The 17,947-nt window shown below is 70.9% G+C and carries 13 protein-coding genes; 2 read left to right on the top strand and 11 right to left on the bottom strand.

Translation table 11 applies throughout. The annotated features are described in order from the left end of the window. Positions 1–91: 91 nt before the first annotated feature. From HDC37_RS02715 to HDC37_RS02670, 10 genes are all read right to left on the bottom strand, one after another. On the bottom strand, positions 92–1,909 hold the full coding sequence (locus HDC37_RS02715; protein WP_179558830.1) for an ABC transporter ATP-binding protein: 1,818 nt from the start codon (positions 1,907–1,909) through the stop codon (positions 92–94). Then, positions 1,906–3,798 carry an ABC transporter ATP-binding protein gene (locus HDC37_RS02710; protein WP_179558829.1) on the bottom strand — a complete coding sequence of 631 codons (1,893 nt, stop codon included), beginning with the start codon at positions 3,796–3,798 and terminating at the stop codon, positions 1,906–1,908. The genes HDC37_RS02715 and HDC37_RS02710 overlap by 4 nt, the downstream gene beginning before the upstream one ends. A 257-nt stretch (positions 3,799–4,055) precedes the next feature. Next, positions 4,056–4,571, bottom strand: coding sequence for a methylated-DNA--[protein]-cysteine S-methyltransferase (locus HDC37_RS02705; protein WP_179558828.1), 516 nt, complete (start codon positions 4,569–4,571; stop codon positions 4,056–4,058). Beyond that, the gene (locus HDC37_RS02700) at positions 4,568–6,259 is read right to left on the bottom strand and encodes a DNA-3-methyladenine glycosylase 2 family protein (protein ID WP_257021237.1); all 1,692 of its coding nucleotides are present in this window, start codon (positions 6,257–6,259) and stop codon (positions 4,568–4,570) included. Before HDC37_RS02700 ends, HDC37_RS02705 begins: the two co-directional genes overlap by 4 nt. A 198-nt stretch (positions 6,260–6,457) precedes the next feature. Beyond that, on the bottom strand, positions 6,458–8,497 hold the full coding sequence (locus tag HDC37_RS02695) for a hypothetical protein (RefSeq protein ID WP_179558827.1): 2,040 nt from the start codon (positions 8,495–8,497) through the stop codon (positions 6,458–6,460). 28 nt (positions 8,498–8,525) lie between these two features. Further along, on the bottom strand, positions 8,526–9,614 hold the full coding sequence (locus tag HDC37_RS02690) for a glycosidase (RefSeq protein ID WP_374939123.1): 1,089 nt from the start codon (positions 9,612–9,614) through the stop codon (positions 8,526–8,528). After that, entirely contained in the window at positions 9,611–10,450 is an 840-nt protein-coding gene (locus HDC37_RS02685; RefSeq protein WP_179558826.1) for a carbohydrate ABC transporter permease, read from the bottom strand. Before HDC37_RS02685 ends, HDC37_RS02690 begins: the two co-directional genes overlap by 4 nt. After that, complete coding sequence (locus HDC37_RS02680; protein ID WP_179559101.1) at positions 10,447–11,331, bottom strand: carbohydrate ABC transporter permease; 885 nt, start codon at positions 11,329–11,331, stop codon at positions 10,447–10,449. Before HDC37_RS02680 ends, HDC37_RS02685 begins: the two co-directional genes overlap by 4 nt. 103 nt (positions 11,332–11,434) lie before the next feature. Beyond that, positions 11,435–12,724: an extracellular solute-binding protein gene (locus HDC37_RS02675; protein WP_179558825.1), complete on the bottom strand. Its 1,290-nt coding sequence runs from the start codon at positions 12,722–12,724 to the stop codon at positions 11,435–11,437. 41 nt (positions 12,725–12,765) lie between these two features. Continuing rightward, a complete protein-coding gene (locus tag HDC37_RS02670; protein WP_179558824.1) occupies positions 12,766–13,788 on the bottom strand; it encodes a LacI family DNA-binding transcriptional regulator in 1,023 nt (340 codons plus the stop codon). Positions 13,789–14,043: 255 nt separating this feature from the next. Between HDC37_RS02670 and HDC37_RS02665 the strand changes: the two genes are divergently transcribed. Together HDC37_RS02665 and HDC37_RS02660 are read left to right on the top strand one after the other, a co-directional pair. After that, positions 14,044–15,477: an NAD(P)/FAD-dependent oxidoreductase gene (locus tag HDC37_RS02665; RefSeq protein WP_179558823.1), complete on the top strand. Its 1,434-nt coding sequence runs from the start codon at positions 14,044–14,046 to the stop codon at positions 15,475–15,477. A 309-nt stretch (positions 15,478–15,786) separates the two neighbouring features. After that, a complete protein-coding gene (locus HDC37_RS02660) occupies positions 15,787–16,287 on the top strand; it encodes a GNAT family N-acetyltransferase (protein ID WP_218869270.1) in 501 nt (166 codons plus the stop codon). A gap of 39 nt (positions 16,288–16,326) precedes the next feature. On the opposite strand, the gene purH is transcribed toward HDC37_RS02660, so the two are convergent. Next, positions 16,327–17,931 carry a bifunctional phosphoribosylaminoimidazolecarboxamide formyltransferase/IMP cyclohydrolase gene (gene purH / locus HDC37_RS02655; protein ID WP_179558821.1) on the bottom strand — a complete coding sequence of 535 codons (1,605 nt, stop codon included), beginning with the start codon at positions 17,929–17,931 and terminating at the stop codon, positions 16,327–16,329. Between the last annotated feature and the right edge of the window lie 16 nt (positions 17,932–17,947).

The raw sequence follows: 17,947 nt of genomic DNA, 5'->3' as shown, positions 1-17,947 counted from the left end.
CGAGTCCGCGACAGCCACAGAATCACGCCGACGTCACAGAATCTCGGCGGATGTCTGTGATATCGACGTGATTCTGTGACCGACGCGCGCGTCAGACCAGGGACTCCCGCCACGCCCTGTGCAGCTGCGCGAACTTGCCGTCGCCGCTGATCAGCGCATCGGGGGTGTCGTCCTCGATGATGCGTCCGTGCTCCATCACCAGCACCCGGTCGGCGATCGCGACCGTCGAGAGGCGGTGCGCGATGATGATCGCCGTCCGATCGGCGAGCAGGGTCTGCAGCGCCTCCTGGATCGCGCGTTCGCTGGGAATGTCGAGCGACGCCGTCGCCTCGTCGAGGATCAGCACCGCGGGATCGGCGAGGAAGGCGCGGGCGAACGAGATCAGCTGACGCTGCCCCGCCGAGACCCGGCCGCCGCGCTTGTTCACGTCGGTGTCGTAGCCGTCGGGAAGCTTCTCGATGAACGCATCGGCGCCGACCGCCCGCGCTGCGGCGCGGATCTCGTCCAGCGTCGCGTCGGGCTTGCCGAGGGCGATGTTGTCCGCGACGGTCCCGCTGAACAGGTACGCCTCCTGCGTGACCATCACGATCGCGCGACGCAGATCCTTCGGGTGCAGATTGCGCAGATCGACGCCGTCGAGCGACACCGACCCGATCGTCGGGTCGTAGAACCGCGAGACGAGCTTCGCCAGCGTCGACTTCCCCGCCCCGGTCGTCCCGACGAGCGCGATGGTCTGACCCGCGGGAATGTCGAGGGAGAAGTCGGGCAGGATGACGCGGTCATCCCCGTATCCGAAGGTGACGCCGTCGAATCTCACGTGCCCACGCGCCTGCCACAGGTCGACCGGCCGCTTCGGGTCCGGCACCGTCGGCCGCTCCTCGAGCACGCCGGACACCTTCTCCAGCGCCGCGACGGCGGATTGGTAGGAGTTCAGGAAGAACGCCACCTCCTGCAGAGGCGAGAAGAAGTTCCGTACGTAGAGCACCGCCGACAGCAGGAACCCGAGCCCGAGCGCCCCGGTCGACACCCGGATACCGCCCCACAGCACGACCATCGCGATTGCGATCGAGGCGACTGCCATGAGACCCGGCTCGAAGGTGCCGAACAGGCGGATCGAGCGGATGTTGACGTCGCGGTAGCTGAGGGCCAGGTCGCCGAAGTCCTTGTCGTTGCGCTCCTCGCGCCGGAAGGCCTTCACCGCGCGGATGCCGGTCATCGACTCGACGAACTTCACGATCACCGACGCGCTGACGACCCGCGACTGGCGGTAGACCATCTGCGAGCGCTTGTAGAACCAGCGCATGAGGAGGAACAGCGGAATCCCCATGATGATGAGGATGACGCCGGACTGCCAGTCCACGAGCAGCAGAGCGATGAGGGTGAACAGTCCGAAGAGGATCCCCGAGACGAGCTCGTTGAGCCCGCCGTCCAGGAGCTCGCGGATCGTGTCGAGGTCGCTGGTCTGCCGCGAGATGATGCGGCCCGAGGTGTACGACTCGTGGAACTCCAGACTCAGCTTCTGGGTGTGCAGGAAGATGCGCTTGCGGAGATCGAGCATGACCGCCTGGGTGAGGCGCGCGGCGACCACCACGTACCAGCCGATGAGGGCGGCCCCGCCGATGCCGCTGACGAGGTAGAGACCGACCACGACGATGGTGGGCATCCAGTCGTTCTGATCGATGACAGCGGGCAGGGCGTTGTTGATGCCGAATCCGATGAGCGCAGGACCGGCGACGCGCAGCGCCGTGGACACGACGAGCACCGCCGCAGCGAGCACCAGCTGCCAGCGCACGGGCGCGATCAGCGACCCGAGAAGACGGAGCGAACGACGCCGGATGGCGCGGCTCTCCTCCCGGGTGTAGTCGGAGCGGTCTTCGCCGCTGGTTCCGGTGACGGTGGTGGTGCTCATCGGGTCACCTCCTTCTCGAGGGCATCCACGGGTTCCTCGCGGCCGGCGGCCGGGGTGCCGAGCACGTCCGACGGGTCACGCGCCTCGCGCTCCGCGAGCTCGAGGCTGGAGATGACGTGCCGGTAGTGCTCACTCTCCCGCAGCAGGTCGGAGTGGCGGCCGACCGCCGTGACGCGTCCTGCTTCCAGCAGCGCGACGCGGTCGGCGAGCATGACGGTCGAGGGGCGGTGCGCCACCACGAGGGCGGTGGTGTCTTTGAGCACGACGCGGAGCGCATCCTCGACGAGCGCCTCGGTGTCGACGTCGAGCGCCGACAACGGGTCATCCAGAACCAGGACGCGGGGGCGCGCCGCCACGGCGCGCGCGAGCGCGAGACGCTGGCGCTGACCGCCCGAGAGACTCAGTCCCTCCTCGCCGATGACGGTGTCGACGCCGTCGGGAAGGTCGTACACGAAGCTCGCCTGCGCGACCCCGAGCGCCTCGTGGAGGATCCGCTCGGCCTCGTCCGAGCCCGGCTCGAGGTCTTCGCGCCCGAGCAGGATGTTCTCCCGGACGGTCTGCGAGAACAGCGTCGCGTCTTCGAACGCCATGCCGATGTGGCGCCGCAGATCCTTCAGCGTGAGGTCGCGGACATCCGTCCCATCCAGGGTCACCCGCCCGCCGGTGACGTCGTAGAGACGCGTCGGCAGGGTGGTGAGCGTGGTCTTGCCGCTCCCTGTCAGCCCCACGAGAGCCATCGTCTCCCCCGGCTCGAGCACGAGGTCGATGCCGTTCAGGAGGTCCGCCTCGTGGGAGCCGGCGTCCTGGTAGCGGAAGTGGGCGTCCTCGAAGGCAAGCTGACCGCGTACGTTCGTCAGCTGCACCGGTCGGGCGGGATCGGTGATCGTGTTCTCCTCGTCGAAGACCTCGAAGATGCGGTCGGTCGCCGTCCGCGCGTCGAGGGTGAACGAGAAGAGGAACCCGATCGACTCCATTGGCCAGCGGAGCACCGTCGTCATGGCGAAGAACGCGATGAGGGCGTCGACCTCGAGCTGCCCCGTCGCGGCGAGGTAGATGCCGGTCCCGAGGCACAGCGCGAAGGCGATGTCGGGGAGGATGACCAGCCAGAACCAGATCCACCCCACCGCGCCGGCTTTCCGCAGCTCGGTCTGGCGCAGGGTCTCGGCCTGGCGGGCGAATTTCTGGAGGGCGTGCTTGCCGCGACCGAAGGCCTTCAGAACCCGGATGCCGTGGACGCTCTCCTCCACGGACGTGGCGAGGTCGCCCGCCTGGTCCTGACTCTGCCGGGCGAGGGTGCCGTAGGCCTTCTCGAACCGGTAGCCGGCGTACCACAGCGGCGCCGACACCACGAGGAACACGGTGCCGAGGAGCCAGTGCCAGCGGAAGAGCAGCGCGGTGCCGACCACGATGGTCAGCACGTTCACGACGAGCAGCACCAGGCCGAAGGCCAACCAGCGGCGGAGCGTGCTGATGTCCTGCATCATCCGGCTCAGAAGCTGCCCCGACTGCCAGCGATCGTGAAAGGCGACCGGGAGGCGTTGCAGGCGCGAGTAGAACGTCTGTCGCAGCTCGTACTCCACCATCGTGGCGGGGGCGAGCACGAACCAGCGACGCAGGTACACCATCGCCGCTTCGGCGAGGCCGAGCCCGAGGATCGCGGCGGCTCCCCAGCCGATGAGGCCGAGGTCGCCGGAGCTGATCGGCCCCTGGATGATCGCCTCCAGCACCAGGGGGATGCCGAGGGCGAGAAGGCTGGCGATGAGCGCGCTGCCGGCGCCGAGCGAGAGACGCGGGAGCACGGGGCGGACGAACGGCATCAGCCGCGCGAGCGCGCGAGGGGTGGACAGATGGGCTTTCGCGGAGGACGCGGGCGGAGCGGAGGAAGTCATGATCCTTGATGGGACGTGGCGGAAGGCGCTCACTCGTGGCGAGGCGCGGGAAGAAGCGCTGCTCGAACGAAACGCTCGAAGCGCGGCGGTTATGCCGGAAGAGAACCCGGGTAGTGCAAGCTACCGCGCCGCGGGGAGGATGGCGGCGATCTTCGCGACGTGGTCGACCTGATACATGGCATCCTCCAGGTGTGGGGTGGTCCGAAGCCGCCGCGATCGCGACAGCCCTCCAGACTAAACCTGGGAGGAGGCTGAGATCAAGACCCAGTTCGCGCCAGGGCGAATCGGGTCTCGCGATCAAGGAGCGAGCGCTTGACGTCGAGCCCCCAGGCGAAGCCTCCGAGGGTGCCGTCGGAGCGGAGCACGCGGTGGCAGGGGACGAAGAGCGCCGGCGCGTTGCGCGCACAGATCGAGGCCGCGACGCGGACCGCGCGGGGGCTGCCGAGCCGGGCGGCGAACGCGGCATAGGTGAGCGGCTGCCCCGGTGCGATCCCGCGAAGCGCCTCCCAACCGGCGTGCTGCAGGGCCGTGCCGTGCTGGCGGACGGGGACGGCGTCGATGGCCGCGGAGTCGCCGTCGTAATAGGCGGTGACCGCGGCCGCCGCCTCGGTGTCGCCCTCGCGGACCGCGTCGGGACGGTGGGCAGGACTGAGGCGGGCGAGGAGGGCGGCATGGTCGGCGGTCCACCCCGAGGCCTCGACGAAACCCTCGCGCTCGAGGATCGTGAAGGGGCCGTCGGCGGTGTCGAGGGTCTGGATGATCGCGGTGCTCATGAGGCGGTCCTCCGGCGGGTCGGTGCGGTGACGGATGCAGGATCGGTGGGGCGCAGGGCGACGGGTGGGGCGGGTGAGGCACCGGGCGCGGGGTCGGCCATGCGGGCGTCCGTGCTGTCGGAGATCTCCCCCGGGCGGGCGTCGGCCATGCGGGCGTCGGGGCTGTCGGGGATCTCCCCGGGGCGGGCGTCGGCGCGCCACGCCCGTGTCACGGGCGCCGCATACCAGAAGTGGGCCATCGCGTAGCTGCGCCAGGGCGCGGTGCGCTCGGCCCACGCCGTAAAGCCCCGGGTGTCGCCGGGAAGGCCGAGGGCCGCGGCCCCGGTGCGGGCGGCGACGTCGCCGGGAAGCAGCACGTCGGGGTCGCCCAGCACCCGCATGCGCACGTAGTCGGCCGTCCACGGCCCGATGCCCGGGAGGGCGAGCAGCCGGAGGCGCTGCTCGGCCCTGTCGTCGCCTGGGCCGAGCGCCAGGGTGCCGTCGGCGAGCGCCGCGGCGGCGGCGATGACGGCCCGCACGCGCGCTGCCGGGCCCCGCAGCACCTCGTGTCCACGCTCGGCGATGACCGCCGGGTCGGGGAACAGCGTCATCGGCCCGTCCGGGGTGTCGACCGTGGTGCCGAGCGCCGCGGCGAGCCGCCCCTGCATCGTGCGCGCGGCGGCGACGCTGATCTGCTGGCCGATCATGGCCCGCAGCAGCATCTCGTCGGCGTCGATCGCCCCTGGAACGCGCACCCCGGGGATGTCTGCGACCGCCCCGCGGAGCTCGGGGTGAACCGACAGCGCCTCATCCACCGCCAGCGGGTCGGCGTCGAGGTCGAACAGCCGCCGCACCCGGGCGATGAGGGTACTGAGGTCGTGCAGCGACGACGGTCTCGCGCGCAGACGCAGTCGGCCGGCATCCTCGCGCACCTCGAACCACGCGGGTCCGGCGGGCAGCCGCACGACCCGGGCGAAGGATGTCGCGTCGCCGCGCTCCACACCGGGAACGGCGTGCGCGCGCATCCAGCCGAACAGTCCCGCGGTGTCGATCGGTCCGCGCAGCGAGAGGGCCAGATCGATCGCCCCCGGGGCGGGGGCCGGCCCCGCGGAGCGGTGCCGCCGGGCGCGGAGGTCGCGCGGCGGCATCCCGAACACCTCGCCGATGGTGTCGGTGAACTGACGGACGCTGGTGAATCCCGCGGCGAACGCGACATCCGCCGTTGACAGGTCGGTGCCGACGAGCAGGGTACGGGCGGTGTGCGCGCGCTGCGCGCGGGCGAGGGCCAGAGGGCCCGCGCCGAGCTCGGCGGTGAGCAGTCGGGTGAGATGGCGCGGGGAGTAGCCGAGGCGCCGCGCGAGGCCCGGGACTCCCTCACGGTCGACGACGCCGTCGATGATGAGGCGCATCGCGCGGGCGGCGAGGTCGCCGCGGACGTCCCAAGCGGGCGATCCGGGTGCCGCTTCGGGCAGGCAGCGTTTGCATGCGCGGTAGCCCGCTTCGTGCGCGGCGGCCGAGGTCGCGAAGAAGGTGACGTTCTGCTCTTTGGGTGTGCGGGCGGGGCAGCTCGGCCGGCAGTAGATGCCGGTCGACCGCACCGCTGTGACGAACTGGCCGTCGAAGCGCCGGTCGCGCGACTGGATGACCCGGTAGCGCTCGGTGAAGCCCATGTCACGGGGCGTCGCGTGCGTGGTCGCGGACGTGGTCATGAACCCAGCCTGTCACGAGACGCCCGGGGGTTCCGGCGGAAATCGGACACGGGCGTAGTGGCCGCCGCGCGCCCCGCGGCGCGGGGCGCGCGGCGATGGGAGGAGATCGACACACGGGAGGGCGACGACCCCCCGTCGCCGCCTCCCACGTGCCGATGTCCTCCTGTGTGCCGCCGAGCGGAGCGGACCGCGCCGAGCTCAGCCCTCGGCGAGCGCGAACCCGCCGCGCGGGACGACCACGTCCGCCTCGCCGGTGACAGACGTCGTGCGCACGAGCTCGCCGTCCTCGTCGTACACGCGGATCGTCGAGGCGACCCCGTCGGCGCCGAGCGTCGCGCGCTGCGTGCCGGTCGCGGTCGACTGCACGAGCTCGGTGCGCGCGCCGTCGCCCTCGAGGACGAGTCGCGAGAGCCACGGCCGAACGAGGATCGCGTCGAGCATCAGCTCGCCGCTCAGCGCCTTCACGCTGACCTCATCGCGATTCGCCGACAGCGGCGCGGTCAGCGCCCACGGCAGAAGCACGCCCGGCGCCGGCGAGATGCCCTGCGCAGGCCCGGCGACCTTCAGCTGCCCACCCGGCCGCCAGGTCGACCTCGAGGCTTCACCGGGCTCCGTCCAGACCACCGGCTCCAGCCAGCGCCGCGTGTCGGCGGTGCCGACATCCCACGTCGCCTCCTGGCCCGGAGCGAGCGTCAGCGCGTCGCCTGACCAGCTCGACTCCCCCGTCCACGACTCCGGCGTGGTGACGGTGCCGTCGGTGGCCACGGCGTCTTCGGCTTCGACGACACGCAGACCGTCCTGCGCGGTGACGGAGGTCAGCGCCGTCGCCCTTGCCGCGACCTGCGGATGCGCGTCCAGCGCGAGCATCGTCAGCAGTCCGTGGATCGCGCTCTCGGCACCGCTGTTGCGGTTGATCGTGCCGTCGGGCTGGAGCCCGTCGTAGGTGACACCGGTCGCGGGGTCGTACATCGGCTCCCCCGCCCGGTTCGCACCGAAGTACCAGGCCGCCTGCACGCCCGCGAGCGTCTCGAGACCGGCCGAGCCCGTGGCATCCGCGACCGCCAGCAGCGACTGCACCCGCGAGTCGACCCCGTAGGCGATCTGCACCCGGTCGGTGGGGCTCGGGAACCACCCGTTGTCGGCCCCGCCGGCGGTCAGCAGCGTCGGGGTGGAGACGGCGGTGTCCGCGACGGCCGGCTCGAGCAGCGACGGGTCGTCCAGGACCTCGGATGCCACGGCGAGCGCCGCCGGCATCTGCGACGCCCACGCGTGCCACATGCTGCGCGACTGCGCCCACGGCAGCACGGCGCCGTACGGCCACTCCCCCTCGTCTCCGACCGACATCGCCGCGATCCCCTCGGCGAGCTTCGCCAGCGCGTCGCGCGCCTTCGGCGCGTCGGGGCCGACGGCCACCCGCGCCGCCAGTCCGAGCACGGCCTCGGCCGAGGCATCCGCTCCGTCCACGATCAGCCACGCCGGAACGCGCAGTCCATCGGATTCGGTCCATTCGCCGTAGCGCGAGAGCACCTGACGGTCGAGCGCCTCGATCGCGAGGTCGAGCCGCTCGTCGAGGAATTCCGCGAACGCCGGGTCGACGTCGACGAAGGCCGCATAGCCCTCACCGAGCGCCCAGATCGTGCGGGCGAGCCAGTAGCTGGCGCCCGAGTCCGACGGGTCGGGCAGTTCGATCGGCTCGGCCGAGGGGTTGAGGGTGCCGTCGGGCTGCATCCACAGCACCACGTTGCCGGCGTTCTCGCCGGTCACGGTCTGCATGTAGGTGAGGCCCCGCAGGAGCTCGTACGCCGTGTCGGCGCTCGCCTCGTCGCCGGTCTGCGCGAAGTGACGGAGGTACACCACCGCGGCGCGGGAGATGTCGTCGGCGTTGTACGCGCCCTGGCCCCAGTATCCGGTCTCGGGGTCGAGGGGGCCGCCCCCGACCCGCTCGAACGTGCCGCCGCCCCGGGCGTCGGCGTACGTCCACGGGAAGGTCAGGGTCGGCTCCTCCGCGAGGCGATACGTGGTGTGCCCCTCGACACCCGCGGGCGGGGTCGCCTGGTCGAGCAGGAAGTCGAGGTGCGAGAGGTTCGTCAGCGGGGCGGAGGGGACGGATGCCGCGGCCGCGGCCTCCGCCGGTGCCGGCGCGGTCGCCGCCGCCGGGCTCACGAGCCCCACGGTCAGGGCGATCACGGCGGCGCCGGCGACGGCCCAGCGCGCACCCCGTCGTGCGTGCGTGTTCATGTGCTTCTCCTTCTCGATCCTTCGGCGGTCAGTCGGTCGAGACGTCGGTGCGCTCCAGCAGCGCGACGCCGATCTTCGAGTCGGCCATGCCGTAGAAGACGAAGTGGCGCCCGTCGATCTCCTCGATCGCGGTGGGGAACACCACGTTCGGCACGATGCCGCTGCGCTCGTCGTCGGTCTCGGGCTTCAAGAGCGGCTCGGGGGTCCGCGCGACGACCCGGCTCGGGTCGTCGGCGTCGAGGAGCAGCGCCCCGGCGGCGTAGTTGACCTTCTGCTGCTGCGAGAAGGCGTTGTCGATGACGCCGGTGACCCCGTGGTGGAGCACGAGCCACCCCTCCGGCACGCGGAGCGGCGGCGGGCCGCCGCCGATCTTGACCTCCTCGAAGGGGAACTCCGGCCCCGCGACGAAGCGGTGCTGCTCCCACAGCACGAGGTTCGCGATGTCCTCGCGCACGGCGTCGAGGGGCACGTAGCTGATCCAGATCGACTGGCGCTCGTCGGTGACACCGGCGGGTACCCGCACGCCCTGGCCGGGCTTGGTCTCGCCGAGGTCCCACATGGGGCGGTGCAGCACCGCGAGGGCGAGCGTGCCGTCGGGCGCGGTCACCGGCTCGGGGAAGAACACCGTGTCCTTATTGTGGAAGAGGTTGAGGTCCATGTCCAGCGCCTCGTCGTAGCGGAAGAGCGCGGGGCCCAGGCGCCGCCACCGGCGGAGGTCGGGCGAGACCGCGAGCGCCGTCCGCGGTCCGAGTGGGCCGTAGGCGACGTAGGTCATGACGTGCAGCCCGAGGGTCTCGATCCAGGTGACCCGGGGGTCTTCGACTCCGGCGTTGTCGGCGCCCCGCTCCCACCCGCGGTCGGGCTCGAGGACGACGCCTTCGCGCTCGACCCCCACCGGTACGCCGCCGTCGATCACGACACGCGCGAGGCCGACCCGCGAGACGTTGCCCTCGGCGACGAGTCGGGGCAGGAGGTACAGGGTGCCGTCGGGTCCCCGACCCGAGCCGGGGTTCAACACCCCCTCGGCCTCCTGCGTGTCGCCGGGGGTCGGCGTCATCACGACGCCGACACGGGTCATCCGATAGGGAACGGTGGTCAGGGGCGATGTCATGGTCATCCTTTCACTCCGGATCCGAGGTCGTTGCTGGTGAAGTAGCGCTGGAAGATCAGGAACAGCGCGACGGCGGGGGCGGCGAGCACGACGGCACCCGCAAGGGTCGCGCCGAACGGGTTGGCGGTGGACGCGGCGACATTCGACAGGAAGTTCGCCAGCGACACAGCGAGGGGCTGCATCGAGGCGTCCTTCGTGATGAGGAAGGGCCAGAGGAACTCGTTCCACGGGCCGATGAAAGTCAGCAGCACCACCGTCAGCAGCGCCGGCCGCACGAGCGGCAGAGCGACGTTCCACAGCAGACGCAGCTCCCCCGCACCGTCGATGCGGGCGGCGTCGAAGAGCTCCTTGGGCAGCTGCAGGAAGTACTGACGGAAGATGATGACCGCGGTGGAGTTGATGAAGAACGGCAGGATCATGCCGGCGTAGGAATCGGCGAGTCCGTAGTCGCGCGCGATCATCACGTACAGCGGGATCATCAGCAGCTGGAACGGGATGACCTGAACCAGGAGCACGAGCGAGAAGGTGGCACTCCTCCCCCGCCAGTGCAGCACCGCCAGCGCGTAGCCGGCGAGTACGCCGAACACCACGGTGCCGAGGATCACCCCGCCGGTGAAGATCCCGGAGTTCGCCAGTCCCTGCAGCAGGTCGATCCGCGCGTTGATGGCGCCGTAGTTGTCGAGGGTCAGATTCCCCGGCGCGGGGAAGGCCCCCGACGGCGACGGGTCCACCGTCGTCTGCAGCGACCCGATCACCATGTAGTAGAAGGGGAAGAGGAACGCCAGAGCACCCAGGCTCAGCACGACGTACATCGCGGCGGAACTGCCGAGGGCGCGTCTCATCGGTCCTCCCCTCCCACGAAGCGGCGCTGGAGCGCCGCGATGATCAGCACGAAGACGATGAGGATGACCCCGATCGCCGCGGCGATGTCGGGGTTCCCCTGCTCGATGCCGCGCTGGTAGATCAGAAGCACCGGTGAGGTGGACGCACCGTTGGGTCCGCCCCCACCGGTGAGCAGGTAGGGCTCGGTGAAGAGGTTCGCGCCGGTGATGGTCGCGAGAAGCACCACGAGCAGGGTCGCGGGGCGCACGCTCGGCACCGTGACGGAGAAGAACTGCCGGATGCGGCCACCGCCGTCCATCGACACCGACTCGTAGAGCTCGCGCGGCACATTCTGCAGCGCCGCGAGGTAGAGCAGGATGTAGAACCCCAGCCCCTTCCACGTCACGAACAGCGCGATGGTCGGCATCGCCAGGGCGGAGTTGATCAGCCACGACGGCTCGGGAGCCAGGGGTCCAAGGAGGTTGTTCACCAGGCCGTTGCCCGAGAAGAGGAACAGCCACACCGCGACCACGGCCACCGAGGCGGTGACATAGGGGACGTAGTAGGCGACCCGGAAGAAGGTCTTCGCTCGCGCGACGCGATCGAGCGCTGTCGCAAGCAGCATCGACAGCGCCACGGTCAGCGGCACATTGATGATCAGGAAGATCCCGACGTTGCCGAACGACCGCCAGACGTCGGGGTCGCTCAGCACCGCGACGTAGTTGTCGAACCCGACGAACGGGCGGTCGACGACCGCCCCGGGCGCGGCGAAGAAGTAGTCGTGGAACGACATCCACACCGCGAACACGATCGGGTAGGCGAAGACGACCCCGATGAAGATCAGGTAGGGCGCAGCGAAGACGAGGCCGAGGGGTTGCGAGCCCAGGATGCGGCGCAGCATCCCCTTCGGTTGGTCAGACCTCTCCGCACCGCCGCGCCCGGGCACCCCCGGGTCGGGGCGCGCTGCGGCGCCCCGACCGGGAGTGCCGGTGAAGGAGGTCACGTCAGTCTCCCGCCGCCAGGCCGTCGACCTCGGTCGCGGTGTCGGAGAGGAACGTGGGGATCTCGCCCTCGCCGAAGATCACCGCCTCCGAGTAGCCGTCACGGAACGCCTGCCAGATCTCGACCGAGTTCGGGACGTTGGGCACCTCGACGGTGCGCGAGGCCTGGTCGCCGAACTGCTCGTAGGCGGGGTTGGCCGCGAAGTAGTCGGGGTAGGTGCCGGTGAGGTCCTGTCGGAGCGGCATCTGCCCGGTGGCCTCGAGCCACAGCCCGTCCTGCTCCTCGCTGGTGGCGAACTTCAGCACGTCCCACGCGGTGCCCTTGTTCTCGCAGGCGGTGAAGAGGCCGACGTTCTTGGCGTCGCTGAAGGTCCAGGTCTCCTCGGGCGCGGTGCCACCGGAGGTCGGAACGGGGACCGAACCCCAGTCCACCGTGTCGCCGTAGACCGAGATCGCCCACGGGCCGACGATCGCCATAGCAGCGTAGCCGTCGGCGAACGCGTCGCCCTGGTACTGCTCCTGACCGGCCAGGCCCTCGGCGTAGAGGGTGCGCCAGAAGTCGGACACCGCTTCGCCTTCAGGGCTGTCGAAGGTCGCGGCGCCGTCTTCGACCAGCTGCGTGCCGCCGGTCTCGGCGGCGTAGAGCGGGTAGAAGTCGAACCACGACTGGAAGAACTCGCTCGTCGGGGCGGGGTTGATGGCGTACTCGGCCACGCCCGCCTCGCTGAGGGTGCGGGCGGTCTCGAGGAACTCGTCGTAGGTCGACAGCGACGGGTTCTCGGGATCGAGGCCCGCCTCGGCGAAGAGCGCCTTGTTGTAGAAGATCATCACCGGGTTGCTCTTCCAGGGCATCTGGTAGAAGCCGCCGTCCTCCGAGCGGTACTGCTCGGCGAGGTCACCCGAGCGCTCGGTGATGTAGTCCTCGCCGTCCTCGAAGTCGGTGAGGTCGACCAGTCCCCCCTGGCGCTGGAACTCCGGCACCGCCGCGGGCGAGGTGTTGAAGATCAGGCACGGGGCGTTGCCGGCGGTGATGGCTGCGCTGATCACTTCCTCGCTGGAGGACCCCGCAGGGATCTCCTGCGCGGTGATCTGCTCATCGGGGTTCTCGGCGTTCCACGATTCGACCATCTGCTCGGCCCAGGCGATCTCGGCCTCGTTGTTGGAGTACCAGATGGTGATGTCGCCGCGGCTGTCCATGCCGCCGGCGCCGCCACCGCCGCCACCGCCGCTGCAGGCGCTCAGAGCGAGGATGGCCGCGGCGGCTCCCGCCACGGGAATGATGCGTCGTCGCATGTTCATCTCCTTGTGCGTGCGGGCGATGCCCGCGGGTGGTGTCAGGCGCGCGGCGTGCCGGTGGAGGCACGCACGACGAGCCGGGGGTCGGGGAGGTCGATCGCGCGGGCCTCGGCGCCGGCGATGGCGTCGAGGAGCGCCCGCGCCGCCGCCGCACCCCAGCCGCGCGCGTCGGTCGAGACGGTCGTGATGGCGGGGTGGAGGTGACGGCCGATCTCGGTGTCGTCGAATCCGGTGATCGACAGGTCGCGCGGCACGTCGAGCCCGCGTCGCTGGGCGACCCCGAGGCCGGCGATGGCCATGTTGTCGTTGGAGTACACGATCGCGGTCGGCGGCGTCGCGGCATCCAGCAGCTCTTCGGTCGCGCGGGCGCCGTCGGCGGCGCTGAAGTCGGTCTCGATGATGCGGGAGCGGATGCCGCGGGCCGCCGCCGCGTCTTCGAACGCCGCGGCGCGGTGCCGACCGTGAAGCATCGAGAAGGGGCCGGCCGCGTGAGCGATATCGGTGTGACCGAGGTCGGCGAGGTGGTCGACGGCGAGACGGATGCCGGCGCCGTCGTCGACGGAGATCGAGGTGAACGGGCTGTCGACGTCGGGGACGCCGAGGGTCACCGCGGCGAGGCCCAGTTCGGTGATGAGCGCGATGCGCTCGTCGTCAGCGCGGAGGTCGGAGAGGATGACCCCGTCCACGCGCCTGTCGGCGGCGAGACCCCGGTAGGTCTCGGCTTCCTGTCGACCGGGGGTGGCCGCGGCGAGGACGAGCACCTGGCCCGACACCGAGAACTCGTCTTCGACGCCCGCGATGAAGGACGGGAAGAACGGGTCGGCGGCGATGACGTCGGGGCTGCGGCCGATCACCAGGCCGCAGGCGAAGGCGCGGCCGACGCTGAGCGACCGGGCGCGGAGGTTCGGGCTCCAGCCGAGCTCGGCGGCGGCGGAGAGGATGCGCTCGCGGGTGTCCGGGGCGACCCCGGCCCGGCCGTTCAGCGCGAACGACACAAGGCCCTTGCTGACGCCCGCGCGGCGCGCGACGTCGGCGATGGTGGGGCGGCCCTGCTGCGTCATCCGTCACCTCTTCGTGTCGTCGTGCGGCGCTGCGCGGCACCCACCGCGTCTAAACCGGTTCAAACTGAATCCTAAATCGGTTTAGGCGCGCGGTCAACCCTCTCGCCGTGTGGACAGGGCGCGTCATCCTCACAGAATCACCGCTTCGCCACACTCTCGCGCGCGATCGCTGTGACGTTCGCGCGATTCTGTGAGGGACGGACCTGTCCCGTCACAGCCACCCGCGGGCGGGCGCACGGCGTTAGGGTCGGGACCATGGAGATCACCCGCGAGTACGACGTCGTGGTCATCGGCGCCGGGGCGGTCGGCGAGAACGTCGCCGACCGCGCAGTGCAGGGGGGCCTGTCGGCCGCCATCGTCGAGAAGGAGCTCGTCGGCGGCGAGTGCTCGTACTGGGCGTGCATGCCGTCCAAGGCGCTGCTGCGAAGCGCAGCGGCGCTGCGGGCGGCGCAGGCGGTGGATGGCGCGAAGCAGGCCGTGACCGGAGACCTCGACGTCTCCGGGGTACTCCGTCGTCGCGACGGCATCACCCACGAGTGGAACGACGATTCACAGGTCGCCTGGCTCCACAAAGCGAAGATCGACCTCGTGCGAGGTCACGCACGCCTCGACGGAGAGAAGCGCGTCGTGGTGACGGACGACGAGGGCATCGACACGATCCTCATCGCGCGGCACGCCGTGGCCGTCTGCACGGGATCCGCGGCGCTCCTCCCCGACATCCCGGGGCTTCGCGAGGTCGAACCGTGGACCAGTCGCGATGCGACCGCGGTGCAGCATCCGCCCGCGTCCCTGACGGTCCTCGGCGGCGGAGTCGTGGGCGCCGAGATGGCGACCGCCTACGCCGGCTTCGGCACGGAGGTGACGCTGGTGGCCCGGTCGGGGCTCCTCGGAGGCACCGAACCCTTCGCCGGTGAGATGGTGGAGGAGGCGCTCCGCGGGCTCGGGGTCGACGTGCGGACGGGCGTCGACGTCGTCGGGGCCCGCGCCGCCGACGACGGCCTGGCCGTGCTCGAGCTGTCGGACGGGTCCGAGGTCGCTGCGGAGCGCGTGCTCGTCGCGACGGGGCGGGTGCCGCGCACCACCGACCTCGGGCTGGAGAGCGTCGGCCTCGAGCCCGGGACGTGGCTCGACGTCGACGACACGATGCTCGTGCGCGGCACCGACTGGCTCTACGCGGTCGGCGACGTCAATCATCGCGCCCTCCTCACCCACCAGGGCAAGTACCAGGCGCGCGCCGCCGGCGACGTGATGGCCGCGCGCGCGCAGGGCGCGCCGGTCGACGACGCGCCCTGGGGCGTGCACGTCGCGACGGCCGATCACGCGGCGGTGCCGCAGGTGACCTTCACCGACCCCGAGGTCGCCTCCATCGGCCTCACCGCCGCGGCGGCGGAGAGGGCGGGTCTGCCGGTGCGCGTCATCGACTACGACCTGTCGTGGGTCGCGGGTGCGTCGACCGTGTCGGACGACTACGTCGGCCGCGCGCGGGCGGTCATCGACACCGAGCGCGAGGTTCTCGTGGGCGCGACCTTCGTGGGGCCCGATGTCGCCGAGCTCCTCCACTCCGCCACCATCGCCGTCGTCGGGGAGGTGCCGCTGTCGCGCCTCTGGCACGCCGTGCCGTCGTATCCGACGGTGAGCGAGGTGTGGCTGCGCTTCCTCGAGGAGTACGGCCGCCCGACGGCGGGCTGAAGGGGCGTCGGGGCGCGATTCCCCGGCAGCATCCGCACACGGCACCTCACCCTCGCCGAGCCACCCTCATCGCGTCGAGCCACCCGACCTGGCGGGGTGGGTCGTCACGATCGCGGCGGCTCGAGGCGTGCGACCCGTCCCGGGCCCGCCGAGAAGCCGCATCTCCGTCGAGACCTCCCGCGCTGAGCCGGGTCTCCGCGGAAGCGTGGTCTCTCGGTGAAGGGCGGGGCGGATGCCACGAGCAGGACCGTCGACGAAAGGTCGCTGACCGGAGTGATCGAGGTCGGCGCGGTGTGGTTGACTGCCCCGATGGCGACCGTGATCCTCCGGCCCTGGGCCCCCGAGCACCTTCCGCTGCTCCTGGCTGCCGACACCGCGGACATGACGCGATTCCTCGGCGGGTCTGAGGGTGAGGACGCCGTCCTGCGTCGACACCAGAACTACCTCCGGTCGCGCGACGGCGGGCAGGAGTGGATGTTCGCCATCGAGGCCGACGGCGAGGGGGCCGGCGGCATCGGCTTCTGGACGACGGAGCACGACGGCGAAGCGGCATACGAAGTCGGGTGGAACGTTCTCCCCGCATGGCAGGGTCGCGGGATCGCACGCGAAGCACTCAGCATCGTGGTCGACATTCTCCGCTCGGACGTGCCGCCTCTCCCGCGCGCGTACGCCTACCCGTCCGTCGACAACGCCCCTTCGAACGCTCTGTGCCGCTCCGCGGGTTTCGCTGATCACGGTGAGCGTGATTTCCCGTTCCGCGGCACCGTTCTCCGCACTCGAGTGTGGGCCCTGGAACTCCATCCCGCGTAGACGGCCGGTGAGCACAAGCTCGGCTGGCCCGCCCGCGGCTCAGTGGAAGAAGTGCCGCTCGCCGGTGAAGAACATCGTCGCGCCGGCATCGCGGGCAGCGGCGATGACCTCGTCGTCGCGCACCGACCCGCCGGGCTGCACGATCGCCGAGACGCCGGCGTCGATGAGCACGCGCGGTCCGTCGGCGAAGGGGAAGAAGGCATCGGATGCCGCGACCGACCCGGTCACGCGGTCGCCCGCCCGCTCGACGGCGAGACGGCAGGAGTCGACCCGGTTGACCTGTCCCATGCCGATGCCGACGGTGGCGGAGTTCTTCGCCAGCACGATGGCGTTGGACTTCACCGCGCGGCAGGCCTTCCAGGCGAAGATGAGGTTCGTCATCTCCTCCTCTGCGGGGCGCTCCCCCGACACCAGCTGCCAGTCCTTCGCGACCGACTCGATGTCGTCGGGGAACCGGTCGGCGTCCTGCAGCAGCAGACCGCCGGAGACCAGGCGCACGTCCATCCGCTCCTGCCGCCAGTCGGCGGGCAGCTGCAGGATGCGCAGGTTCTTCTTCAGCCGGAACACCTCCAGCGCCGCCGGCTCGAAGTCGGGCGCGACGATGACCTCGGTGAAGATGTCGCGCAGGTTCTCGGCCATCTTCAGCGTGACGGTGCGGTTGGCGGCGATGACGCCGCCGAACGCGGACACCGGGTCGCATTCGTGTGCGCGCAGGTGCGCGGAGGCGATCGGGTCGAGCGCGTTGGGCGCCGTGACGGCGATGCCGCAGGGGTTGGCGTGCTTGATGATCGCCACCGCGGGCTTGACCATGTCGAACGCCGCACGCAGCGCCGCGTCGGCGTCGACGTAGTTGTTGTACGACATCTCCTTGCCCTGCAGCTGCGTGGCCTGGGCGATACCGTGCCCGCCGACGCGGGTGTAGATCGCCGCGCGCTGATGCGCGTTCTCGCCGTAGCGGAGGGTGGCCAGGCGCTCTGCCTTGATCGTCAGGTGGGCCGGGAGGTCCTCCTCGGCGAGGGTCCCCTCGGCGAACCAGGCCGCCACAGCGGTGTCGTACGACGCGGTGTGCGCAAAAGCGCGGGCGGCGAGTTCGCGCCGCTGGGTCAGTGTGGTGCCGCCGCCGCGGACGGCCTCGATGATCGCGGGGTACGACTCCGGCGAGACGACGATGGCGACGTTGGCATGGTTCTTCGCCGACGCGCGCACCATCGCCGGGCCGCCGATGTCGATCTGCTCGACGACCGTGTCGCCCTCAGCGCCCGACGCGACGGTCTGGACGAAGGGATAGAGGTTCACCACGACGAGCTCGAACGCGGCGATGCCGAGTTCGCCGAGCTGACGCTCGTGGTCCTCCAGCCGCAGGTCGGCGAGAAGACCCGCGTGCACGGCGGGGTGCAGCGTCTTCACGCGCCCGTCGAGCGACTCGGGGAAGCCGGTGACCGCCGAGACGTCCGTCACGGGGAACCCGGCGTCGCGGATCGTCGCCGCCGTCGACCCGGTCGAGACGATCTCGATACCGGACGCGGCGAGCGCCTCGGCCAGCGGCAGCAGATCGGTCTTGTCGCTCACCGACACCAGCGCGCGGCGGATCGGCACGACGTCGCGGTCGCGGTACAGGGACGGGTCGTGACTCGGGCCGGCCATGGGTCTCCTTCTCGAG

It is taken from the genome of Microbacterium sp. AK009, from assembly GCF_013410955.1.
GTDB lineage: Bacteria > Actinomycetota > Actinomycetes > Actinomycetales > Microbacteriaceae > Microbacterium.
Note: the sequence above shows the minus strand (reverse complement) of the source record. Positions and strands in the feature narration are given on the sequence as shown.